The 22,921-nt window shown below is 52.1% G+C and carries 18 protein-coding genes; 7 read left to right on the forward strand and 11 right to left on the reverse strand.

Going from position 1 to position 22,921, the window contains the following annotated elements; translation table 11 throughout:
* Positions 1-93: 93 nt before the first annotated feature.
* From ACN28Q_RS21800 to ACN28Q_RS21815, 4 genes are read left to right on the forward strand one after another with little or no spacing between them, the layout of a single operon-like run.
* Entirely contained in the window at positions 94-1,689 is a 1,596-nt protein-coding gene (locus ACN28Q_RS21800) for an ABC transporter substrate-binding protein (RefSeq protein WP_095848257.1), read from the forward strand.
* A 32-nt stretch (positions 1,690-1,721) separates the two neighbouring features.
* Complete coding sequence (locus ACN28Q_RS21805; protein WP_095848258.1) at positions 1,722-2,663, forward strand: ABC transporter permease; 942 nt, start codon at positions 1,722-1,724, stop codon at positions 2,661-2,663.
* Between the two features lie 10 nt (positions 2,664-2,673).
* Complete coding sequence (locus ACN28Q_RS21810; protein WP_095848259.1) at positions 2,674-3,549, forward strand: ABC transporter permease; 876 nt, start codon at positions 2,674-2,676, stop codon at positions 3,547-3,549.
* A complete protein-coding gene (locus ACN28Q_RS21815) occupies positions 3,546-5,198 on the forward strand; it encodes an ABC transporter ATP-binding protein (RefSeq protein ID WP_095848260.1) in 1,653 nt (550 codons plus the stop codon). The genes ACN28Q_RS21810 and ACN28Q_RS21815 overlap by 4 nt, the downstream gene beginning before the upstream one ends.
* 109 nt (positions 5,199-5,307) lie before the next feature.
* Here the strand turns inward: ACN28Q_RS21815 and ACN28Q_RS21820 are convergent, their stop codons facing one another.
* The 7 genes from ACN28Q_RS21820 to ecpA all read right to left on the reverse strand — a co-directional run bounded on the left by ACN28Q_RS21820 (position 5,308) and on the right by ecpA (position 14,156).
* The gene (locus ACN28Q_RS21820) at positions 5,308-6,000 is read right to left on the reverse strand and encodes a cyclase family protein (protein ID WP_095848261.1); all 693 of its coding nucleotides are present in this window, start codon (positions 5,998-6,000) and stop codon (positions 5,308-5,310) included.
* 1 nt (position 6,001) lies between these two features.
* Positions 6,002-7,201, reverse strand: a complete 1,200-nt coding sequence (locus ACN28Q_RS21825) for an MFS transporter (protein ID WP_230469558.1) — start codon at positions 7,199-7,201, stop codon at positions 6,002-6,004.
* Positions 7,202-7,906: 705 nt separating this feature from the next.
* Positions 7,907-8,587, reverse strand: a complete 681-nt coding sequence (locus ACN28Q_RS21830; protein ID WP_413541221.1) for an EcpB family pilus assembly chaperone — start codon at positions 8,585-8,587, stop codon at positions 7,907-7,909.
* Positions 8,588-8,657: 70 nt separating this feature from the next.
* Entirely contained in the window at positions 8,658-10,268 is a 1,611-nt protein-coding gene (locus ACN28Q_RS21835) for a fimbrial adhesin EcpD family protein (protein ID WP_095848263.1), read from the reverse strand.
* Entirely contained in the window at positions 10,258-12,798 is a 2,541-nt protein-coding gene (locus tag ACN28Q_RS21840; RefSeq protein WP_145957822.1) for a TcfC E-set like domain-containing protein, read from the reverse strand. Before ACN28Q_RS21840 ends, ACN28Q_RS21835 begins: the two co-directional genes overlap by 11 nt.
* Before the next feature lie 11 nt (positions 12,799-12,809).
* Positions 12,810-13,487, reverse strand: coding sequence for an EcpB family pilus assembly chaperone (locus ACN28Q_RS21845; RefSeq protein ID WP_095848265.1), 678 nt, complete (start codon positions 13,485-13,487; stop codon positions 12,810-12,812).
* A 90-nt stretch (positions 13,488-13,577) separates the two neighbouring features.
* Entirely contained in the window at positions 13,578-14,156 is a 579-nt protein-coding gene (gene ecpA / locus ACN28Q_RS21850) for a common pilus major fimbrillin subunit EcpA (protein WP_095848266.1), read from the reverse strand.
* Between the two features lie 1,233 nt (positions 14,157-15,389).
* Here ecpA and ACN28Q_RS21855 point away from each other — a divergent pair.
* Complete coding sequence (locus tag ACN28Q_RS21855; RefSeq protein ID WP_095848267.1) at positions 15,390-16,523, forward strand: helix-turn-helix transcriptional regulator; 1,134 nt, start codon at positions 15,390-15,392, stop codon at positions 16,521-16,523.
* A gap of 309 nt (positions 16,524-16,832) precedes the next feature.
* The gene (locus ACN28Q_RS21860) at positions 16,833-17,969 is read left to right on the forward strand and encodes a helix-turn-helix transcriptional regulator (RefSeq protein ID WP_095848268.1); all 1,137 of its coding nucleotides are present in this window, start codon (positions 16,833-16,835) and stop codon (positions 17,967-17,969) included.
* A gap of 100 nt (positions 17,970-18,069) precedes the next feature.
* On the opposite strand, the gene ACN28Q_RS21865 is transcribed toward ACN28Q_RS21860, so the two are convergent.
* Positions 18,070-18,687, reverse strand: coding sequence for a LysE family translocator (locus tag ACN28Q_RS21865; protein WP_095848269.1), 618 nt, complete (start codon positions 18,685-18,687; stop codon positions 18,070-18,072).
* 140 nt (positions 18,688-18,827) lie between these two features.
* Between ACN28Q_RS21865 and ACN28Q_RS21870 the strand changes: the two genes are divergently transcribed.
* Complete coding sequence (locus ACN28Q_RS21870) at positions 18,828-19,715, forward strand: LysR substrate-binding domain-containing protein (protein ID WP_095849149.1); 888 nt, start codon at positions 18,828-18,830, stop codon at positions 19,713-19,715.
* A gap of 7 nt (positions 19,716-19,722) precedes the next feature.
* Here the strand turns inward: ACN28Q_RS21870 and ACN28Q_RS21875 are convergent, their stop codons facing one another.
* The 3 genes from ACN28Q_RS21875 to ACN28Q_RS21885 all read right to left on the reverse strand — a co-directional run bounded on the left by ACN28Q_RS21875 (position 19,723) and on the right by ACN28Q_RS21885 (position 22,875).
* Positions 19,723-21,912 (reverse strand): TonB-dependent siderophore receptor, encoded by a 2,190-nt coding sequence (locus ACN28Q_RS21875; RefSeq protein WP_095848270.1) that lies wholly within the window; start codon positions 21,910-21,912, stop codon positions 19,723-19,725.
* A 544-nt stretch (positions 21,913-22,456) separates the two neighbouring features.
* Positions 22,457-22,573, reverse strand: coding sequence for an arginine deiminase-related protein (locus tag ACN28Q_RS21880; protein WP_165907053.1), 117 nt, complete (start codon positions 22,571-22,573; stop codon positions 22,457-22,459).
* On the reverse strand, positions 22,567-22,875 hold the full coding sequence (locus ACN28Q_RS21885) for an arginine deiminase-related protein (RefSeq protein ID WP_165907054.1): 309 nt from the start codon (positions 22,873-22,875) through the stop codon (positions 22,567-22,569). The genes ACN28Q_RS21880 and ACN28Q_RS21885 overlap by 7 nt, the downstream gene beginning before the upstream one ends.
* Positions 22,876-22,921: the final 46 nt, after the last annotated feature.

Genomic DNA, 22,921 nt, shown 5'->3' on the forward strand with positions numbered 1-22,921 from the left:
CAGGCCGCGGTTTCTGGCGCCCAGCGTTGTCACATTACATTGCACACACCGCAACGCCCAACAGCCGGGGTTGCTATTTACTGGAGTGTTAACGTGAAACTATATCCGTCCCGTTGTTTGATCGCTTGTCTGTTGTCTCTCGGCGTGAGCACCGCGTTCATCGCCCCATCCGCGTTGGCGGCGGAGAAAACCTTGCATGCGGTGATGTCATCTTCATTGCGCGTGCTGGATCCGATCGCCACCACGGCGCAAATCACCCGTAACCACGGCTACATGATTTACGACACCCTGATTGGCATGGACGAGAAGCTGGAGCCGAAGCCGCAAATGGCGGACTGGACTCTTTCGCCGGATGGCCTGACCTACACCTTCACCTTGCGTGACGGGCTGCTATGGCATGACGGCAAACCGGTGACCGCCACCGATTGCGTCGCCTCCCTCAAACGCTGGGCGCGCTACGATGTCGGCGGTCAGTTGATGATGAAGTACACCGACAGCATTACCGCCACCGACGACAAAACCATCACGCTGAAGCTGGCGAAACCGTTCGGTTATGTGCTGCAACTGCTGGCGAAGCCTTCGTCGGTGGCGGCGTTTATGATGCCGGAACGCGTCGCGAATACCCCCGATGGCAAAATGATCACCGACTACACCGGCTCCGGCCCGTTCAAGTTTGTCGCCGGGGAATTCGATCCCGGCAATCGCGTGGTTTATGAAAAATTCCAGCAATACGTGCCGCGCAAAGAGCCGGCCAGCGGCACTGCGGGAGGTAAAGTGGTGAAGGTTGATCGTGTTGAGTGGATCAACATGCCGGACCGGATGACGGCAATCAACGCATTATCCTCCGGCGACATCGACTTTATCGAACAGTTGCCCATCGATCTTTTGCCGATGGTGCAGGCCGATCCGAACCTTAAGTCCGGCACCTTGAGCAAGCTGGGCGCGATGACCGGCGGCCGGATGAATTTTCTCTACCCGCCGTTTAATAATCCGGATATCCGCCGCGCCGCCTTGTTGGCGATGAACCAGAAGGATGTGCTCGACGCATTGGTCGGCAACCCGCAGTACTTCAAGCTGTGCGCATCGGTATTCGGCTGCGGCACCGCGCTGGAAAGCCAGGCCGGCGGTGAAACGCTGCTGAACGGCGGCGATCTTGAAGCGGCGAAGGCGCTGCTGAAGAAGGCCGGTTACGATGGCACGCCGGTGGTGATCATGCAGCCGACCGACGTGCCGAGCCAGGCGTCGCAACCGGTGGTGGCGGCGCAGGCGCTGCGCAAGGCCGGTTTCAAGGTCGATTTGCAGCCGATGGACTGGCAGACCCTGGTGTCGCGGCGCGCCAACCCGAACCCACCGTCACAGGGCGGTTGGAACCTGTTCTTCACCTACTGGAATGCCGAAACGATCTGGAACCCGGTGGTCAATCCGATGCTCGATGGCGGTGGGCGCCAGGGGGCGTGGTTTGGCTGGCCGACCGATCCGCAGATGAATCAGCTTAAGATCGATTTTGCGACCGCGACCGATCCGGCCAGGCAGAAAGATATCGCCGTCGAGATCCAAAAGCGCGCGATGGCGCAGGTCAGCTACATTCCGCTGGGCCAGTTCTATGATGTGGCCGCGTGGAGCAGCCATATCAGCCATTTGATGACCGGCCCGTCCACAGTGTTCTGGAACGTTGAGAAAAGCGACTAGTTACCGGGCAAATACGCCTTTCGGAGGTTCCTGTGGTTGGTTACTTTATTCGCCGCGTGCTGGCGGCCATTCCGGTGATGTTGGTGGTGGCGCTGTTTGTTTTCCTGTTGCTGCGGCTGTCGCCGGGCGATCCGGCGGCGATTATTGCCGGTGATATGGCGACTCCGCAGCAACTGGCCGCGATTCGTGAAAGTCTGGGATTGAACCAGCCGTTGTATCAACAGTTTTTTGTCTGGATCGCGCAACTGTTTCAGGGCGATTTCGGCACTTCCCTGATGGCCCAGACGCCGGTTATCACCATGATTGGTCAGCGTCTGGAGCCGACGCTGAGCCTGGCGCTGGTCGCGATTACTTTCACCATCCTGATTTCGGTGCCGCTGGGGGTACTGGCGGCGTGGAAGCATGGCACCTGGATCGACAATCTGGTGATGTCTTCCTCTGTGCTGGGGTTCTCGATACCGGTGTTCGTGATTGGTTATCTGTTGAGCACACTGTTTGCCATCGAACTGAAATGGTTGCCGGTACAAGGATTTCGCAGCATCTCCCTGGGGGCCTGGCCGTTCACGCAACGCATTATCTTGCCGGCATTGACGCTGTCTTCGGTCTATATCGCGCTGGTGGCGCGCATGACCCGTGCCAGCGTGCTGGAGGTGTTGGGGGAAGACTACATTCGTACCGCCCGCGCCAAAGGGTTGCCGGAGATCCATGTGCTGTTCCGCCATGCGCTGCGTAATTCAATGATTCCGATTCTGACGGTGATCGGTACTGGTTTTGCGCTGATGATCTCCGGCGTGGTGGTGACCGAAAGCGTATTTAATATTCCGGGGCTGGGGCGGCTGATCGTTGATGCGGTGCTGGCGCGCGACTACCCGGTTATCCAGGGCATGATCCTGCTGACCAGCGGCGTCTATGTCATCATCAATCTGCTGATCGATCTGTCGTACGCGCTGAGCGATCCGCGTATTCGTTATTAGGGGGCATGGCATGAGCAAACCTGTTTCAGCGATCTTGCCGGCACCCCGCAGCCGGCTGATCAAACTGCCGCGTATACCGCTGATGCCGGCCATTGCGCTGGTGATCCTGGCGCTGATCGTCGGGATGGCGATATTTGCGCCCTGGATCGCCAATCACGATCCGCAGGCGCTGGCGCCGGCGTTTCGCCTCCGCCCGCCCGGCGAGGCGTTTTGGCTGGGCACCGACGCCTATGGGCGCGATCTGTTTTCGCGTATTGTTTACGGCGCGCGTATCTCATTGATTGTCGGGCTGGGCGTTACGGCGATGAGCGTGCTGATAGGCCTGCCGTTGGGGCTGCTGGCGGGCTATTTTCGCGGCGTGGACGCCGTGTTGATGCGGGTGATGGATGGCCTGATGGCGATCCCGGGCATCCTGTTGGCCATTGCCATTGTCTCGTTGAGCAGCGCCGGTATCTGGACGGTGATGGTAGCGATCATGATCCCGGAAATCCCCCAGGTTGTTCGCCTGGTGCGCTCGCGGGTACTGTCGGCGCGTGAAGAACCCTATGTCGAAGCCGCGATACTCAGCGGGACGTCGACCTTCAAGGTGCTTACCCGGCATCTGATGCCCAACACGCTGGCGCCATTGATTGTGCAAAGTACCTATATCTGCGCCTCTGCGATCCTGACGGAAGCGATTCTGTCGTTCCTTGGCGCGGGGATTGGCACTGAAATCCCGACCTGGGGCAACATTATTTCCGAAGGCCGCGTCTACTTCCAGCTTAAGCCTTCGCTGGTGCTGTGGCCGGGGCTGGTTCTCTCATTGTGTATTTTGTCGATTAACCTGCTGGGGGATAGGGTGAGCGATGCGCTTGATCCGCGGCTGAATAAAAGGGGGAGAGCATGAGTGAACAGCATGACGTTATCCTGCATGTCGATCGCCTGTCGGTGAACACCGCGCAAGGCGTGCCAATTTTGCAGGACATCTCCTTCAGTATCCGCGCCGGGGAAACACTTTGCCTGGTCGGTGAAAGCGGTTCAGGCAAATCGGTCACCTCGCTGGCGACGCTTGGCCTGCTGCCGAAAGGCGCGCTCGGGGTGGTTGGCGGGCGCATTCTGCTGGATGGCGAAGACGTGCTGCAGGTCACCAATGGGCGGCTGAAGGCGCTGCGCGGCAGCCATATGGCGATGATTTTCCAGGAGCCGATGACCGCGCTTAATCCGGTGCTGACCGTGGGGCGGCAGATAGATGAAGTGCTGCAAACGCACACCGATCTCGGCGCTGCGCAACGTCATGCGCGTGTGCTGGACGCCCTCGCGCAGGTGCATTTGCCGGATATCGCCCGTGTTTATGACGCCTATCCGCACCAGCTTAGCGGCGGCCAGCGGCAGCGCATTATGATCGCCATGGCGCTGGTGCTCGAACCCCGGCTGCTGATCGCGGATGAACCGACGACCGCGCTCGATGTCACCACCCAGCAGCAAATCCTCAAACTGATCCGCGAACTCCAGCAAAAACACGGTACCGCGGTGTTATTTATCACCCATGACATGGGCGTGGTGGTGGACATCGCCGACCGCGTCTGCGTGATGCGCAAGGGCAATATCGTTGAAGCCGGCGCCTTGCGGCAAGTGCTGTCGCAGCCGCGCGAGGACTATACCAAAGCCCTGTTGGCAGCGGTGCCGAGCCTGGCGCCAAGACCGGTGCGCCCGGCGATCAGCGCGCAGGTGGTGCTTGATGTTGTTGAACTGGGGAAAATTTATCCGCCTAAAGGCGGCGCGCTGTGCTGGTTCGGCAAGCGGCGCAAGGGCACCCGTGCGTTGCATGATGTGACCTTCAGCCTTAAACGTGGCCGCACGCTGGGGATTGTCGGCGAAAGCGGTTCTGGTAAATCGACGATGGCGCGTTGTGTGATGCGTCTGCTGACGCCTGACGAGGGCGCGATACGTATTACCGGCAATGATATCTCCGAACTGTCGCCCGCCGGGCTTAAACCGCACCGCAAACGTATCCAGATGATCTTCCAGGATCCGAACCGTTCCCTCAATCCGCGCATCAGCATTGGCAAAAGTTTAGTGGAAGGCCCGATGAACCACGGCGCCTCCTTTGCCCAGGCCTGGGCGAAAGGGCAAAGATTGCTGGAGTTGGTTGGGCTGCCGGCCGACGCCATTGACCGTTATCCGCACCAGTTTTCCGGCGGGCAACGGCAGCGTATCGCTATTGCCCGGGCGCTGGCGATGGAGCCTGATGTGATCGTCGCCGATGAAGCCGTGTCGGCACTCGACGTCTCGGTACAGGCACAGGTGCTGCAACTGCTTAATGATATTCAGCAGCGGCTGGGCGTCGCCATTTTATTTATCACCCATGATCTTCGGGTGGCGGCGCAGTTGTGCGACGACGTGCTGGTGATGCGGTATGGTGAGGTGATCGAGTATGGGGCGGCAGCCGACGTGCTGGCATCACCACAGCATCCCTATACGCAACAGCTGATGGACGCGGTGCCCGGAAAAAGCTGGGACTTCGCCGCAGGCAGGGGATCTGACTGCGGCATTTGATTGACGGCCCGGCAATATCACGGCCTGCGTGCTTTACCGGCGTTTGGCCGGGTAAGGGGAAACACCAGAATGGCTAGCCAGCGTACAAGTGGCGTATGTCTGGATAGCCTTATACCAATGCGATCGCCCTTACCGGGGAGGCTGAACCCCCTTTGATTCTTAACGGCAGCGCGATAAAAATGAAGGTTTCGGGGACGCTATCCAAATTGGCCAGGTTTTCCATGATCAATTTGCCTGAACCCAAAATAATCTGATGCGCAGGGTAGCTGGAGTTCGACCAGGCATCGAGCGACATGGCATCGGAACCAATGACGTTCACGCCTTTCGCCAAAAGGTATTCTGCGCCGGCCGCAGATAAGCCCGACCAACCGGATAAGAAAGGTTTATGATCCGGCCGCAGCCGCCATTTTTTATCGTGGCCGGTACGGAACAAAACAATATCATCGGCTTGGATATCACCGTTGCTTTTTTCCCACGATTGGATCATGGCGACGGTAATTTCGCTATCGTCGGGATAATCTGATACGTCTATTTTTACGCCCCGGCCGATTAGCCGCCTGACATTAATTTGTTCGATGGTTTTTCCTTCTGGAATAAAATGCGATGGGGAATCCACATGGGTACCGCAGTGGTCGCCCATTTGCAGTAAATTATTATAATTACCGTCCCCGGCGGCATAGGTTTCTGAATCAGCCAGCAAAAATTTGGGATGCGTTGGCCATACGGGCATTGCCGCTTCATAGGTATGGTTTAATTCAATCAGTTCATAGTCGCGTAATGCGTTAAGCAGCTCGATATTCATTTTAAATATCCTTATGTTCTATGGTTTCTTTAATGAAATAAAGCGGCAGGCAAGACAGCGCCAGAACGCCAACAATAATCATGTAATGCACATTAAAACCATAGTCATGGATAATCCAGCCCGTGATTGGCGCCACCAGGATACCGGCGATGCCGACCGCCAGGCCAATCATTAACCCCATACTGGATGCCGCCGCTTTCGGCGCTGAATCAATCAACAGCGCATAGGCGACCGGATAGGGGGAATTTCTGAATAGCCCCCAGAAAATCAAGATGGCCCAGCCAAAAGCGGCGGAATGGATATACGTACACAAAGCGGTGGCGATCATCCAACCGAAAATGATCACGCCGAGCGAGCGCTTGCGGCCTTTGACGTCGGAATAGCCGCCCCAGAGGATTTGCCCAATCCAACCGGTGATGCCGGAGGCGCCGGAAATGATGGCTGCGGTTCCAAGAGGCAGCCCCACATCACGGGTTAATTGCAGCGTCAGGAAGTTCGCAATACCCATTTCCGCCCATGTGAAGCCGAAGATCAGCAGTATCGCCAACAGGCAGTTGCGGTTTTTCAGGCATGACAAGGATTTGCCCAACGTGGTTCTAAAACTGTCCCGTTTGGTCTCGTCTACCGGTTCTACCGGTACGGTGAGGTTGTTTTCTTCAATCCATGTCATCACGCGTTGATGGTTTTTCTTGGTGCAAATAAAAAACTGCAGCACAACGATCGAAAGGCCGATCAGCGGAATAAACAGAAACGCCTGGCGCCAGGTGCCGAATGTCAGGATGCCGGCAATCAACACCGGGCCGATAAACTGCCCTAACGGGAAGCCGGTATGGTGCACACCGATGGCGAAGCCGCGATTTTCTTTTTGCCACCATTCCCCCAGCATGGCCACGTTGATAGGTTCGGAGCCGCCGGTTCCCATTCCCATGGTCACGCGCAATGCCTGAAACGCACCCAGGGTTTTGCAAAACGCGGTGGCGACCCCCGATATCACTTCAACTAACACCGCTGCGGTCCAGCTATAGCAGCGTTTATAGCCTGTGCCGATAACATCAGAAAATATGCCGAAAATCACTGCGCCGCTTAATGTGCCGAAAAAACTTAATGAGTTAAGCCAGCCTACTTGTATTTCCGTCAGATTAAAGTCTTTCATAATGGCGGGCAGCAGCGTGGGTAAAATAATCCTGTCAATTGAGTTCATTAAAATAGCGCATGTAGTTATCACCAGCATCCACCAGGATAATGGGTGCGCTTTAGGGAAAAAACGGCGTTTTTCGACGGGCCGTTTGGATGTGTCTACCGGGGATAGGTAATCATGTGTATTTTTTTCATGATCGGCCAATGGTGTTTCTTCGCTGCCCATTTCTTAACACCTCGTTGCATAAGGTAAAAGTTTATAATGGTTTATCCTGCGGGTAACGAAACAGGAAAATAAAAACCACTCACCTTGATAAATAAAAGGTGAATGTACCCGACACCTGAGTTTGAGGTGGCAGGCTATTCAAATAAAAACGATTTCATCCATGATAGAATTACGGCATTAATCCATGGCCAGCATGGATTAACATATGTGATGTGAATACGTCCGTGATCTTAATTGATGACCTAAAGATAGGCGTGCAGATACTACCATACAAGAATGGAATGAGTGATTTTAGACCTGAATCACAATTATCTTATCGGGGCCCGCACCCATAGCGGGGCTCCGGGCCTATGACGAAACGGTGGTTTATGATGTGCGCGGGGGCTTTTGTCGCCCTGAATGGCGGCATAAACGCGGCTTAACCCCTTACAGCTAACTGCGGAGATGCCGAACATACCAGCTTTCAGCGGTATGCTGTCGTGCTGGGGTAACCCGGTACCCGGAAAATGCAGTGACGCTGCACCGGTGCGGTGGGGGGGGATTTTATTGCGGGGGATGACTGAAACAGCTTTTCCCCAGCTTGATGTATCTTTCCATTGCCACTAAATATTTCTTATTTTTGGCGCTGAGACTTTTATTTTTATAAGTTTCGCCGGGCAGCATATAGAACTGTGTGGAGCTTTCATCATCGCCATTGCAACCTTTTTGAATTATCACGCGAAAGAACGTATTGCCGTTGTTTTGTAACGTCCCATTCAGCTCATCCAGCCGGTAGGAAAAATGCAATGTTCTGGGCCGCACCACTAAAATGGTGTTCATGGCGACAACAGGGAAGATATAGGTCTTGCGGTCAGCCGGTTTCAACGGGAATAACGTCAGCGGCGATTCCGTGAAGGTTATGCGGTAATAGCGCTCTTTATCGTCGCGGGGGCCACGGTAAAATATTTTGAAGTACTCTTTGCCATTGGCGGCGACGGAGAATTTCAGCGGCGCATAGAGCAGTTCACCATTTTCCATCGGCAAACGGTGTTCGCCGCCGACGCCCGGGCGATCTATCCGGTAGGCGGAAATGGTGTAGATATTATTCTTTTGCGTGTCATTAAAAAGCTGTTTGGCGATGAAATCTCTGTCCGCCGGCATCTCATAAATAATAGAGTCAAAATAAACAGCTTTCACGCTGGCTGAAAACAGCCAAAGGAGGGCCAGAATCATGTGTTTGGTCACGGCGTGCTCTCAATCATACGGTTGAATACGTCATCGGGCTCCGGCATGCCGGAGCCCCTGGCCTGGCGGTTTACGGATCAACACCGACCCAGGTTGCGGTGACATTCACTTCGCCGCTGGCGCTGACCGTGCCGGCCCAGTCATCCCCGCTTACCGTGTACAGCGAGCGCGTATCATTCATTGGGAATAATAGTTTTAGCGTGGTGGTGAAGTAGTAGCCGTCGTCAAGCGCCGCATTCCAGGCCGTTTGCGTCCAGTTAGCGTTGGTGATGTCGATAGCCGCTTCACTGCAGCTATTGCGGCTTTCTATCGTCGCGCCTGCCGCCGAAACATAAGACAAATAGGCTGGAATCGGCACGTTTAATGTGCCGTCCGCCGAAGTAAATAAACAGTAGGGCGTGTCATTGATGGTAGTGCTGTTGCCCGTTACCTGTGCGGTAATGGCGTCCGCCTGCCGGGATGCGGACGTGGTGACCTTATAGTCAAATTCTATCGGCGATGTGCTACCGATGGTTCCCGATGCGCTTGGGTTGGCCGAGCCATCCGTGGCAACAATGCTAATGCCGTATTCTTTCGGCGTCACGTTGAGCGAATTGGAGGCTGTGAACTGGTAATAGCCGGATTCCGGCGTCAGCGCGTTAGTAAAATAGAAGGTAAACAGCGAATTATTGTTAGAAATGGTCACGCCGTTGTTAAGAATATTGCTAAAGAAGGTATTAGAGAGGAAGACATAGACATAGTTGCCCGCGGTGGTAAATACGTTGCTGTAGGTCGTGTTGGCACTGTAGTTGTACCAGGTGGAACCGTCACCGCTGAATCTAACTGTGTTGGCCGCCGGCGTAAAGCCGAGTGCGGCGGTATCCAGCACCATTCTGAAATATAATGCGGCGGTGACCTGTTGGGTTTGTTGCAAAGAGTAAGATACCATTTTGCAAATGACGCCGGACGTGCCGCTAACGGTCGCGATGCTGCACATGTCGCTGCCGCTATTCACGCTGGGAGTACCGTCACTGGCTACCCAAAGTTCAGACATCGCGCCGGTGCTGTTAAGCGTTAAATGGCCGACTTTGGTGGCCGTGAGGGTGTAGTAGTACCATGTCGCATTGCTGGTCAGATCTTTACATCGGGTGCCGGCAGCATAGTCATAATTGGTTGAGGTAAAACACCAGTTCAGGGTAAAGCTGTCGCTGGATCCCACGGATTTTTCTCTGAAATATTGATACGCCGCGGCTGAAAACGAGGCGAAGCCGTAGCTGCCATTATAAACGCTGCTGCCGGCCAGCGCGTGGTAAAAGCCGTTGGCGTCGGTGGCTGCGCCGGCAATATAACCAACGGAAGGGCAGGTAGTGCCTGACGACATGCAGCGTATGCCCTGAAATGGTTCCGTGATAGGGGAATTATCAATCCACATATCATAATAGGTATTGGCGGATGCCCAGCCGACATAGCCCATATAACCCAGGCTGGTCTGGTTGGTTGAATATTTGGTCCAGACGTTAGCGCCGGAAAAACGTGGATCGAGGGCGCCCGGCGTCACCACATATTCATTATCGATGTTATTCTCGATAAACAGGTAAGTATTGCTCCCGGAGCCGCTGTTGTAGGCCGTGGCGGCCAACGCCCCTGCGCCGTGCGCCAGGCTGCACAATAAAAACAGCGTCTGGCGTAGTTTAATAAACATATTGCCTCTCCTTTTCTTCCTGCTGCGCAGTCTGATTTTGGCTGACGCAATGAATATCACCGAGCCATACGGCGCCTCTTGCCCCCTGCAAATTGAGTTCGGCTTCACAAACGCTGCCATTCCTTTCCAGCAGGGTGATGAATGGGAATTTTTTATCTACGTCCATGGCAAATTCGCCTTTTTCATCGGTTTGCGTTTTACCGATATGGTTATGAATATCGGTATTCACCGCCAATTGGCCATCTGAGTGGCGAATGCGGCCAAATACGGTCACCAGTTGTTTTATTTCCGGGTTAACCACGCTGACGTTGCCGGGATAAAGCACGACGCTGTTTTTGCGGCCGCTGACGATATCCACGCTGTCCTCGGAGTTTTTATCGTTCATTAATTCAACGGTATATTTTGCGTAAGGGGGGAGGGCGATAAAATTGGATTTACCGGACAGGGCATAGGTGCGCCCGTTAACCTGCGCCGCAACCGTGCCTTTTTCTGCGAAGTCGGTATTGACCAGCACGCCTGCGCGCTGGCTGTCTTTGCTGAGCGCCAGGTTGCGGCCAGACCACGCCACCGACCCTTGCGAACTGAGGCTCAGGTTGGTGTTATTTTCCGAGGTATGCGTCATCGCCACCGTGCCCGCATTATATTTGGTATCGTAAGAGGCAAAGCCATTCAGTGAATATTGGTCTGCGGTATAGCTATTGTCGTCGCCACCTTTGATCCGTTTGGATAATGACGCGCCGGCGTTGGTAATCACACTGTTGTCAAAGCGTTTTCGGATACTGGTATTGGCCAGCATATTGCCGTTTTCGCTTGAAACCCCCGCGCTGAGCCAGGTTGCCAGCGGCATGGAGAACTCAATGTTGACGTATTTATCTTGCAGGCCGTCGTCATTGCTATTGTTGTAGTAATAACGCTGTATGCCGGTGCGCAGACTGATGGTGGCATAGCGGGTGTTGTACAGCGTCTGGCTGTAGTCGATGTTGGTATATTGGTTGCCGGTATAATTATTAACGGTTTTGCTGAGGGACAGACTGCCCAGATACGGCGTCAGCTTTCTCAGGTTCAAGGTGGCGCCGGCGGAGTAAAAATCACCTTTTTCAATCGGTAGTTTATTACCGATATGGCTCAATTCGCGCGAACCCCACAAGGAACCATAGCCGCCGGGTATGCTCAGGTTAAGCGTACTGATGCTTTTCCAGGAGGAGTCCGTCGCGGCCATCATCTGTTGGTTGAAGCTGAGCGTGTCATTGAACGAAACGTTAACTTCATTTTCGTTAACACCGGTATGATCGAAACCGTAGAACGTGGATTTTAGCGATATGCCCGACAGGTAAGGCAGCGTTATCGCCGCGGCGCCGCCGGCAAGCCAGGTCTCTTTCTTCCCTAGGCTCCTTTCGGTCTCGCGGCGATAGTCCATACGATTGTATTGCAACATGCCGCTAAAGGTTTGCCACGCGACTTCCCCGGTCAGGCTGCTTTTTCTGGAGAAGGTTTTGTTGATCTGGGCGGTACGGCTGCTAACCTGTTGGCCGTTGACCACCACCTGCACGTCCACGTTGTAGACGCCGAAGGGCAGCCGGGTGGTATCGATTTCATAGTTGCCCATGGCGAAATTCTGGATGCTGAGCAAACGGCCTTCACGATAGATGTGCACTTCGCCGGCGCTCGGCAAAAATACGGTAATCGGTGTTAATGACAGCGTATTGTCTTCGATCTGCGTACTGCTTTTATTGCCGTAGCTTATCCCATAGATCCTGCTGGAATTCAGCGCGCTCATGCTGGCGATGGACTGTAAATTCCAGGTGTCGACCATGCCCAGTGCCAGTCTGCGCCCCTCATAGTCACGCTCGTACATGGCGCGATAAAGGTTGCTGCTGGTGTCGCCTGTCCCCAATCCGTAAAGGGAACCATTCAGGTTGAAGTGGTTCTCCCGCAATGAGGTGGTGTTATCCAGCGTGATAAAACTGCTGCCGTTATTGCGGTTCGAATATTTGTTGTAATAGCTGCCGATTGTATAATTCAGCACGGAGGAGAGATCGGTTGACGTCGATTCGCCGAGCAAATTGCTGCGTGGAATAATCGATGCGGCCAGCGCCTGTTGGTTAACGGTCAACTCCAGATAAAATGACTTGATATCCAGACTGAGGGTCGCGTCATCACCGAGGCGTAACGTGGTTCCGCCGGTGAAATGTTTATCCTTTAGTCCGATGATTATCGCTTTTGTCGCAGGGGATAATTCGGTGTTGTTCGGCAGATCCGCCAGCGTCACTTCACGGATAAGAAAACCGTTTTCGTCAATGGCGAGTGCGGCATCAGCGATCTTTTGTTGGCTTTTATTATTTTGCGCATCACCGCTATATTTAATAAACACGGGCACCCTCATGCCCTGATTCAGCGCATTGGCAAATACGCCAGGGATGAGATACTCGCCTAGCTTGACCGATGTTTGCTTTTCTGCTCCGGACGACGAGCAAGAAATAAAGAAAATACTCACCCCCGCCGCTTTTATGCAACCAGTCCATTTATCCATATTCCGCTCTTTTATTTTACATTTATATAAGTCTTGCCGTGCCAAATACCTATGCGTGTTTTATTGTTTGTAATATCGGTATATTTTATCCTAACGCTCTTGCCAGGCATGATGTAATATCGTTCACGGCACCCTTTGCCCTGGTCCATTTTTTTGTCTTTACAGGTTCCGAATGAGATGACACGGAATGCTGCATTGCCGCTGTTATATATCGTGTCGCCATCACGTTTGAAATCGAAGTTTTCTTTACGCGGCCCTACGACTAATATGGTATTGATAACGGCAGACGTGGTGGCCTGGCCCTGTTTGCTTTTCTGCGTATAACCTGACTCTGTAATAGGTTCGTCTGTCCATGAAAGCCGGTAATAACGCTCTTTGTTGTCACTAGGGCCTTTATAGAAAAAACGGAAGTTATCTTTGGCATTGCCTGGAAGAATGAGGCTTGAAGGCGTTGATAAGAGTTCCGATTTGCTTTCCATCGGAATAATCACGCCTTCGGCCATTGGGGACGATAGGCGATAAACTGTGACGCTGACAAAGCGTGCGGAATCTGTCGTGTTGGTAATTTCTTTTGACAGGCTGAATTCGTCAGGCGCCATCATGGATGTTACCTCGCCCACATTGACAGCCTGCGCCATTAAAGGCAGTAGGGCTAAAACAGACCAGGAAAGAGTAAAAACTTTATTCATAAAAACCTCATTAAAGGAGGGGGTAAACCCTCCTTTAATTTCGCGCAATATTAACAACGTGCCGGTTCAGCCGTTATGCGTCAGGAACGATTAAATCGTCCAGTTAGCGGTGAACTGAACTTTGACGTCGCCGCTCCAGTAACCATCTGCCAGATCGGCAAAGGCGGCGGCTGTAGAACCGTCCGAGGTGGCGGAATCAATGGAGAAAGTGAAGGCGCCCTGGGTACTGGTGCGATCGCTGCCGGCGTAGGCCGAACTTACTGCCAGCGCATCCAGACCGGAAGACACGTTGTTAGCCGTATCGATCAGCGTTGTTACGCTGCTGTTGGACAATGCGGTACCGTTCCAGGCGACGCCGACGTCCAAGGTGGACGCGTCGGCGCTGCGCGTCAGGGTATTGCTGACAATCTGCGAGGTCAGGGTAAAATCGGTTGCGCCGGACTGCCCCTGAATGGTGATATCAAACGCGCCGTCCTGGGTGTTAAAACCCTGGATGCCTTCCGCGTACTCAAACGTCAGTGATTTTAGTGGGGTAACGACCAGTGCACTGGTCGTATCTTTGGTTGCGCTCGCATCCCAGCTTGCCGTAGCGGACGCCGTAACGTCGGCTAAGGCAGAAACGCTAATGAATGACGAGGTGATGAGTGTAGCTAAAACAAGTTTTTTCATTGAAACTTCCTTTTTATGTGATGACCGATGATAATTTTTACTGCAGCACTTCATTGGTTTTTAGGAGGATCTCCTACGTTCTTGCAGACTGATTAACTCATAATCAGCATTGCAATTTTTCTTACTTTCATCTTCTTAGTAATACTCTGAACACGTGAATAGGTTGTCTTGTGTGATTCAATGTTCTCTTTCGAGATTGAAATGATTTTTTTACCACGTAAGATCTCATCTAATAGATGGTATTCTTTCCATGTCAGGCGGTTCTTTTGGGTTTCTTCAGGAATAAGAGGTTGTTCACCTTTAGCTACTGACCGCAAGTCATTCAGTAATACGTCCTCTCCGGCCTTTATTCTCACGATGAAGATATTTTTTGATTTCCCACGAAGATATAAGGCAACGGGAAGTGTATGATCATCGCAAAAAAGCGTGATTTTTTTCCAGATGAAACATATAACAAAATGATTTTTGGTAAAAATGACTTAAAATTCTTACGAGAAAAGTCCCAGTAAAGGACGCCATCTTGCCGTAGTTTAACTAACTCATGTAAGTATTTTATGCCCAAGTCAAAAAAATGATGATTAAAAGGGTAACCTGCCATTTCCATATTTATTCCTCAGCGTGACTTCTTTTTGTAAGCGCTGCCACGACAGCAACGGATCACATTAAGAACCTGCGAAATTTTTATCAGGTGTTGTTATATCACCCGCAAATCAATGACATTGCTCAGTGACCGGTTGGCGCAGACATCTTCATGATGCTTGCTATCCACCGCCAGATCCGCCGTTTCTCCGCACCGTATTTTCTGACTTCCCATTCCCTATCGCCGAATACTTCTTACCCGATTAAATCAATGCCGCTAGGGCCACGTGCGTTTTTAGCGCGTGTTTGCGTGCTGATATTGGCGTTGACGCTTTTGTTCATTTCATTTTGCTGGCGTTATTCGTGTGCCGGAACATGGAATTAACAAATTTCTACAAGCTGCACAACGCAAGATAAAAGACGCATTTGCGCATCGTTTGGGTTTTGTCGTTTGTGCATGCTTCCGGCACTACCAGGCCAATGCGTTGCCGCTACTTGTAACCAGTATGTAACCACTGTGTTGGTGGCAATTCTGCATGTAAGCATCCGTGTCGAAACCTCCCAATTGGGAGGTTTTGAAGAAATCTCATGAGCAAGAATAACAAGCCTGTTCTTTTTCGTATTGAACCTTACGGACTTCATGGGTAACTTTAAGTGAAAAAAAAGTCTTTAGATAATGATGCGGCTGAAATAGCCTACATATTAGAAAGTGCTGCATGGGGAGAAATCACCTGGGATACTGTTTTAAAACGGATAGCAGAAATTATTCCTGGTACTTCATTGCATTCAGCACATCATGATCCATTTGCCAGTAAAGCGCTAACACTTGACTGGCATGGTATTGATGATGCTATTGCGGATAACTATAAGAATTACTATATCGGCATAGATCCCTGGGCGCCGGTTTTTTCCGCGCTACCCAGCGGAACTATATTCGTTTCTGAGAGAGAAATGCCGGCCAGTACATTAAAAAATACCGAATATTACAACGATCATCTTTCCCGGTTGGGGCAACGGGTCGCCTGGTCCGGAATAAGAATAGACATTGGGACACATGAGAACTTTTTCTTCTGTCTACATTACCCGTTAAATATAAGTAGAAAGTTGGATTTATATTGTTCCCAATTGCTTTCCGCTATTAAGATGCCGCTGTTGAGGGTCGTTGGTGAGGAGATGCGTGTCAACAATATACGGCAACGTGTAACGGCAGAAACAGCAATATCCTTATCTTCAACGGACGCATCACTGGTTGTAGATGAAAAAATGAAGCTTTTTGAGATGAATCTTCGCGCTGAAATGCTTATTTCTGAAGGGAGTTTAGTTAGGTATCGTCAGGGGGTGATTAGTTTCATAAATAACGAATTGAATAATATTTTTGTTGAGAAAGTTAAAGTTCTTAATGCTACTCCGCTTGGCTCACAACAGGTGGTTGGGGTACGGAGTGGTTTTAAAAAATTTATTATAAAGTTCACCCGGGTCAGTCGAGATCTGGGTAAACCTTTGATATACACACCAGCATTAATTTTCATCTCAATAACAGATGCCAGCCTGCGTAGAGGAGAACTGGATATAAAACTATTAAAGAGTGTTTACAAAGTTACTGATACTGAGGCAAAACTTTGCCATCTTCTAGCCAAAGGATTAAGTTTAATGGAGTCAGCTGAGATGGCGGGTATTAGTTATGAGCATGCCCGTCAACGTATAAAAATAATCTTAGAGAAAACCTGTACAAAAAATAAAACGGAACTGACTGCATTATTAAGTCAACTGATGTGTTGGCTGGATTAATAGCTATGGCATTGCTGAAATAAATATGTGTTGGCTGAGTTCAACGATTTGATCTGCCCATAAAACTCGTTCTCGTAAGGCCAGCGCAATTATTTTATTAAAAAATCCAATATTTTATCATGCAACCCGAATTATTTAGGATTATTCCCTATGGGCTGGCTGCGCTCCTAATTTCTCGTTGCTTAATTTAATTGGTTTTAAGATTGTTCTTATGTTAATTTCAGAGATGATTTCTAATTTATGGAAAATTAAAAACCTTATAGCCAAGCATGGATGGAGGTATCTCTCTGACTATATGAGGATTTTTAAGTGAGAAAAGAATCTGTAGACAGTGATGCACTGGAAATAGCCTATGTATTGGAAAGTGCCTCGTGGGGAGAAATTACCTGGGACGGGGTGTTAAAGAAGATCACGGAAATCATCCCCGGTACTTCATTGCATTCCGTTCACCATGATCCCTTTGCCAGTAAAGCGCTGACGCTGAGCTGGTGTGGTGTTGATGACGTCATTGCAGATAGCTATAGACGCTATTATATCGGCATTAATCCGTGGGCTCCGGTTATTGCCGCTTTGCCCAGTGGATCTATCTTTGTTTCTGAGAAGCAAATGCCGGCTGATACCTTTAAAAATACCGAATACTACTGCGATTATCATTCCAGGTTGGGAAAACGCATAGCCTGGTCCGGTATGAAAATCGATATGGGGCCACATGATAATTTTTTCCTATGTTTCAATTACTCACTAAAGTCCAGCAGAAGGCTGGATTTATATTTCCCCCACCTGTTTTCCGCCATTAAGATGCCGCTGTTAAGGCTGCTCGCCGAGGAGAAGCGTGTTAACAATATACGGCAGCGTGTAATGGCGGAAGTGGCGATCTCCTTGTCTTCTGCGGGAGCGGCCCTCGTCGTAGATGAAAGAATGAAGCTTTATGAGATGAATCCACGTGCTGAAATGCTTGTCGCAGAAGGGACGTTGGTTCGGTATCGTCAGGGCGTGCTTAGCTTTATAAATAATGAACTAAATAAGCTTTTTCTTGAGAAAGTGAAAAGGCTAAATGCCACGCCGCTAGGGCATCATCAGACGTTTGGGGTACGAAGTGGTTTTAAAAACTTCATCATAAAATTTACCCGTGTCAATCGCGATCTTGGCAAACCTCTGATATACACCCCCGCATTAATTTTAATTTCTATAACGGATGCCAGCTTGCGCAGAGGGGCGTTGGATACAACCCTGCTAAAAAATCTTTACAAGCTAACGGATACTGAAGCAAAACTTTGCTATCTGTTAGCCAAAGGGTTTAGCTTGATCGAATCCGCAGCGGCGGCCGGTATTAGCTATGAACATGCCCGGCAGCGTATAAAAATAATATTAGATAAAACTGGTACGAATAATAAAACGGATCTGACCTCATTATTAAGCCAGCTTATTTTCTGGGTGGACTCATAGACTTTCATACCTGAAGCTTCAGATGCGTTGGCTAAATTTAACGGTTAGTCCGCTCCCAGGTCTTCCCCTTGGGGCCAACGCAACTTGAGTTTTTCTTTTTTTAAACGCTGACGTTGGTAAACACCAGTGACACGCCGAGCAGCAGCAGGGCAACCCCGATGATCTTGTCGACGGTGAGCTGATGATTCAGCAGGCGCCGGCGCATCGTGGGGGCGGCGAAGAAGAGTGCGACGATGCTAAACCAGATCCAGTGCGAAACCGACATGAACAGGCCATAGGCAACGTTGTGGCTTAGCGTGCTTCCGGCGCGAACCACCTGCGTATAGGTGGCAACGACGAATAGCATTGTCTTCGGGTTGAGCGCATTGGTGAGGAACCCCATGCGAAAGGCCGCCCATGATGACGGCGCAGCCCCGGACGCGTCTTCCATCTTCAGCACCGTTCTGTTGCTCAGGGATTTGTACCCGAGGTAGATCAGATAAGAGGCGCCAAGCACTTTCATCGCCAGAAACAGCAGGGGAGAATTGACGATAACCACGGCGATGCCCAGCACCGTATACATCACATGAACCTGCACGCCGCAGGCAATGCCGAATGCCGAAATTAAGCCGGCGCGCGAACCGAAGGCATAGCTGTTGCGGCTGACCATCGCGAAATCGGGGCCGGGACTGATAACCGCCAAAATAGTGATGGTGGCTACCGCAATCAGTTCATTCATGGTTTTTAGCTCCGTTCAGGCGTTGTTTTGACGATGATTTTGCACAGATCGTTTGTGCCGTAGGGCGCCATTATTGAGTGCTTGTGCTGGTGGAAAAAGCGATTTATCTTGAGGGAAATCTGTCAGATTTCATCGAGTATATGAAACTTCCCTCTCTGGCTTCATTCCGCTTTTTCGAAGCGGCAGCGCAAACCGGCAGCTTCGTGAAGGCGGCCGAGCAACTTCATGTGACGCACGGCGCCGTCAGCCGGCAGGTACGGCTGCTGGAGGAGGCGCTGGGTGTTGAGCTGTTCGAACGGCGAAACCGGGCCATCTTCCTTAATGCCGCCGGGCGCTCGCTGCATGCCACCACCCTCGCGGTGTTCGAACAGCTTGAAGGCGCTGTGTACCGTTTGCAGCAGTCGGCGCGCGAACAGGTGCTGGTGCTGTCTTGCGAACCGACCATCGCCATGAAATGGCTGATTCCCCGTTTGCCTGCGTTTCACCAGGCAAACCCCGACATCAATCTGCATTTGGTCGCCGCCGGCGGGCCGATCGATTTCGCCCGGGCAGGGGTCGATCTGGCGTTACGGCGTGACGATTTCCGTTGGGATCAGGGGGTTCACGCCGCGAAAATCTGCGATGAATGGATGGGGCCGGTGAGCCGGGAAAACTCAGGCCGCCAGGCGCAGCTGGACGGTGTGCGCCTGCTGCACGCCGGGACGCGCCCGAAGGCATGGTCGGCCTGGCAGCGGCTGGCGGGCGTTTCCACCAAAGGGAGCATCCGGGTTGATTATGAACACTTTTACCTGTGCGTTCAGGCGGCGGTTGCCGGGTTGGGAATGGCGATGGTGTCTTTCCTGATGGTGCAGGATGAGCTGGAGAGCGCGCAGTTGCATGCGCCATACGGCTTCACGCGCGATGGCTCCAGCTATTGGTTGCTGTCGCCTCGGCCGCTGGAGCAGGATGACAAGTGCGCACGCTTCAAGCAATGGCTGATGGCAGAGGCGGCAATGAGCCTCTCCGCCATCGTGGAATGTACTGGCTAGGGGGCCGTTAGAACAACACCGAATAGTTCAGCCCAAAGGTGCGGCCGCGGCCTTTATAGCTATAAAGCTCCGATGCGCCGTAGGTCGGGCTGTAAAGCCCCGGTGCACGCTGGCCCCAAACCGTGGTGTAATCTTTGTCCAGCAGGTTTTCTATGCTGAAGCTAAGTTTGCCCACCGGCAGGTTATAGCTGCCGAGAAAGTCTACAGTGTTGTAGCCGTCAATTTTCTTGCCGTCGCTATCTGAAACGTCAAAGGTTTGGGTGCTCTGCACGCGCAGGCCCCAGTCGCCAGGAGCCCAGTTCACCCATGCGCTGACCTTCGATGGGCTGGCGCTGTCGACGGTCAACTTCTGCCACTTTCCGTCTACGCGGGTTTCGGATTTGATGACGTTAAAGTTCGCCCCGGTGCTCCATTCGCTGTCGGTGAAGAAGTAATCCACCTGGCCTTCCAACCCATAGATACGACGCTTGTCGTCTTCAATATTGATGGTCATATCGGTTTTGTTAATGTTGATGGTTTTGTCAGACAGCGAGTAGTAAGCCGCCGCCTGGGTACGCAGGTTGTCACCGGTAAAGCGCCAGCCCAGCTCAAAGGCGTTGACCTTGATGCCGTCCAGCTTGGAGTCGTTGACGTTAACGCTGTTATTCAGGCGATAGTGCCCATCCACCAGTTGATATGTTCCAGAGCCGTAGTATTTGGCTAAATCCGGGATCTCAAAGCCCTGTGAGAAGTTGAACCACACCTGCTGGCGTTCGGTCAGGCGCCCCAGAATACCGGCGTTGAACAAGACGTTGTTATAGTCGGTTTTGCCTCCTGGCACCGCATCGGCAGACTGCGCTCGCCCGGTGGCAATGGCCTGCTGTTGAGCGTAACCGACAAAATCATCCACTTTGTTTTCGGTGTACTGGTAGCGCACGCCGCCGCTTAGGGTAATGGCATTAATGTCGTAGCTGGCTTGCAGGAAGGGGGCAAGGTTAGTGATGCTGTAGCCGGGATAGCGCCCAACGTTATAGGCGTTGTCTAGCGTCATGCCGCCGCTCTGCGCCGCCGTATTCAGATCAAAGAACTGCTGGTTGGCGTTAAAGGTTTCGTGGTCGGCGTCCAGGCCCCAGGTCAGCGTCAGATCGTCCAGGGGTTTGCTGTTAAGGGTCAGTTTGCCGCCGTAGAAATCGGTTTTTTGCTGTGATGCGCCGATGCTGGTCACCACGCCGCCACCCAGCGTCGGGAAAGGATAGAAAGTCAGGCTTTCGTCACGGTAATAAACCTGCGCCACCAAATCCTGGCCGAAGAAATCGCTGTTGGCGTACTGCAGGTTAATCAGGTGGCGCTCGGTGCCGGGAATACGGTCGGAATTCAGGTTGCCGGCGTTATACGCATTGCCATCGCCGGTCACGGCAGCGAAGTTCTCCCCAAGGAACAGGCCATGTTTACCGTCCGACTCGCTTTTATAGTATTGCGCCGTCAACTGTAGCTGCTGATGTTCGTCGATGTTGATGGTGCCCGTGCCCATCAAATCAAGGCGGTCGGAGTACTGCAGGCCCGTCTGGGTATTATCGATGATCACCTCGTTGCCTTTGCCGTCATACCAACCGCCATAGCGCTGGTAGGAAAGCGCAAGCCGGCCAGAGGCTTTATCATCGCCGCCGCTCACCGCCGCGGCGATATTCTCATCGTGGTCGTTGTGGCTGTTGAAGCCGCTTTTGGCGCCGGTCTGGAATTCTACCTGCGTCCCGGCCTGGCCCTTTTTGGTGACAATGTTAATCAGGCCGCCGGTACTGCCACCGCCGTACAGTGACGTTGCTCCAGAGATAACTTCAATATGCGCAATGTTGAAGGGATCGATCGCGTCCAACTGGCGGCTGTCGCTGCGCGAAGAGTTAAGGCGCACCCCGTCGACCATCACCATCATCGAACGCCCGCGCATATTCATGCCGTAGTTGGTGCGCCCCTGGCTACTGACATCCATGCCCGGTATGAGCTGTGCCAGCACCTCTTTTAACTCTTTGCCGCCCTGAACCTGCTGTTCAATTTCAGCCTGTTCAATCACCCAGGTGGTTTGCGCCATTTCCGCCACGCTCCGGTTGGCACGGCTGGCAGAGACAACCATCTGCTCTTGTTCAGGATCTTCCGCCCAGGCGGGGGAAGAGAGTATGGCGAGTAGGCACGGATTTAAAACCCAGCGATATTGATGTTTCATTATTGTAATGCTCCGATGGTGTGTCAGTACTCAGTCGTTTTTACTAAGGGTTGAAAGGCCTGGCCTGGGTGGACGAAAGGGGAATATGAATTTTCGCAGGTTGGTCTGGCTCATTATGCGAGAGGTGCTGCCAGTCTTGGGTTTCGCGCAGCAGTGCGTTTAAAAAAAACGGGGCTGCAACGTCGGTACCAATGGCTTGAGGCAGAGAAAACATAGGGGAAATCCCATTCATACATTGATAATAGTTATCATTATGGTAATGGAATTGCTTGCATTGGCAACTATTTTCGTAATATTTACTTTCATTAACCTACGTTATCATTACATTTCTTGGTGTTATCTTAACGAAATATATACACGCATTTCCTGATGCGCTGACGCATGAAATCCCGCTAAAAGCTAACGGCCCGTTGGCGTTGTGTGCCGGGCTGCTGGCTGGGGTGGAAAAACCGATAAATCGCCGTTGGACGAAGCGGCGTTACGGCGTAACGATTTCCATCGGAAGCCGGGTATTCACGCTGTGATGATTAGCGGGTTGCAGTAGTCAGCCGGTAACTTTGGGCGCGAAAATCTCGGCCAGCATACAGCGAGCGCCGCCACCGCCGTGCTGTTCGATCACCGCAATCGGTGCCTGCACAATGCGTGCGTAAGCGCTTAGCATCTTCTGTTGTGCGGGTGTGAACGCACGCCAGGCCTGCTCTGACATGGCGATGACCGGATGCCCGGATGCCCATCGTGGCTGCATAGCTCAAGGATGTTGCCGCAAAACGCGTGCATCTGGGCCATTGTTATCGCGATGACGGTTTTGCCGCTGGCGTTCAGGCTATTGAGTATTTGCTCACGCGCTGTTGCTTCCACCATCGCTTCCCGGCAGACCACGGCGTAACGAATGCCGATGCTCATCATCACATTGGTATGGTAGATGGCCCGCCCCTGAGCATCTTCTGCAGTAAAATCAATCACCTGATAACCCGATTTTTGTTGCCCATATTTGCAAAAATCTAAATGG

The sequence above is a fragment of the Gibbsiella quercinecans genome (assembly GCF_002291425.1).
Taxonomy (GTDB): domain Bacteria; phylum Pseudomonadota; class Gammaproteobacteria; order Enterobacterales; family Enterobacteriaceae; genus Gibbsiella; species Gibbsiella quercinecans.

Excerpts from the sequence above, each read along its gene's own strand:
- ACN28Q_RS21810 (WP_095848259.1), top strand. The coding sequence starts at position 2,674 with ATGAGCAAACCTGTTTCAGCGATCTTGCCGGCACCCCGCAGCCGGCTG.
- ACN28Q_RS21815 (WP_095848260.1), top strand. The coding sequence starts at position 3,546 with ATGAGTGAACAGCATGACGTTATCCTGCATGTCGATCGCCTGTCGGTG.
- ACN28Q_RS21820 (WP_095848261.1), bottom strand. The coding sequence starts at position 6,000 with ATGAATATCGAGCTGCTTAACGCATTACGCGACTATGAACTGATTGAA.
- ACN28Q_RS21825 (WP_230469558.1), bottom strand. The coding sequence starts at position 7,201 with ATGAACTCAATTGACAGGATTATTTTACCCACGCTGCTGCCCGCCATT.
- ACN28Q_RS21835 (WP_095848263.1), bottom strand. The coding sequence starts at position 10,268 with ATGTTTATTAAACTACGCCAGACGCTGTTTTTATTGTGCAGCCTGGCG.
- ACN28Q_RS21840 (WP_145957822.1), bottom strand. The coding sequence starts at position 12,798 with ATGGATAAATGGACTGGTTGCATAAAAGCGGCGGGGGTGAGTATTTTC.
- ACN28Q_RS21845 (WP_095848265.1), bottom strand. The coding sequence starts at position 13,487 with ATGAATAAAGTTTTTACTCTTTCCTGGTCTGTTTTAGCCCTACTGCCT.
- ecpA (WP_095848266.1), bottom strand. The coding sequence starts at position 14,156 with ATGAAAAAACTTGTTTTAGCTACACTCATCACCTCGTCATTCATTAGC.
- ACN28Q_RS21865 (WP_095848269.1), bottom strand. The coding sequence starts at position 18,687 with ATGAATGAACTGATTGCGGTAGCCACCATCACTATTTTGGCGGTTATC.
- ACN28Q_RS21870 (WP_095849149.1), top strand. The coding sequence starts at position 18,828 with ATGAAACTTCCCTCTCTGGCTTCATTCCGCTTTTTCGAAGCGGCAGCG.
- ACN28Q_RS21875 (WP_095848270.1), bottom strand. The coding sequence starts at position 21,912 with ATGAAACATCAATATCGCTGGGTTTTAAATCCGTGCCTACTCGCCATA.
- ACN28Q_RS21880 (WP_165907053.1), bottom strand. The coding sequence starts at position 22,573 with ATGCTAAGCGCTTACGCACGCATTGTGCAGGCACCGATTGCGGTGATC.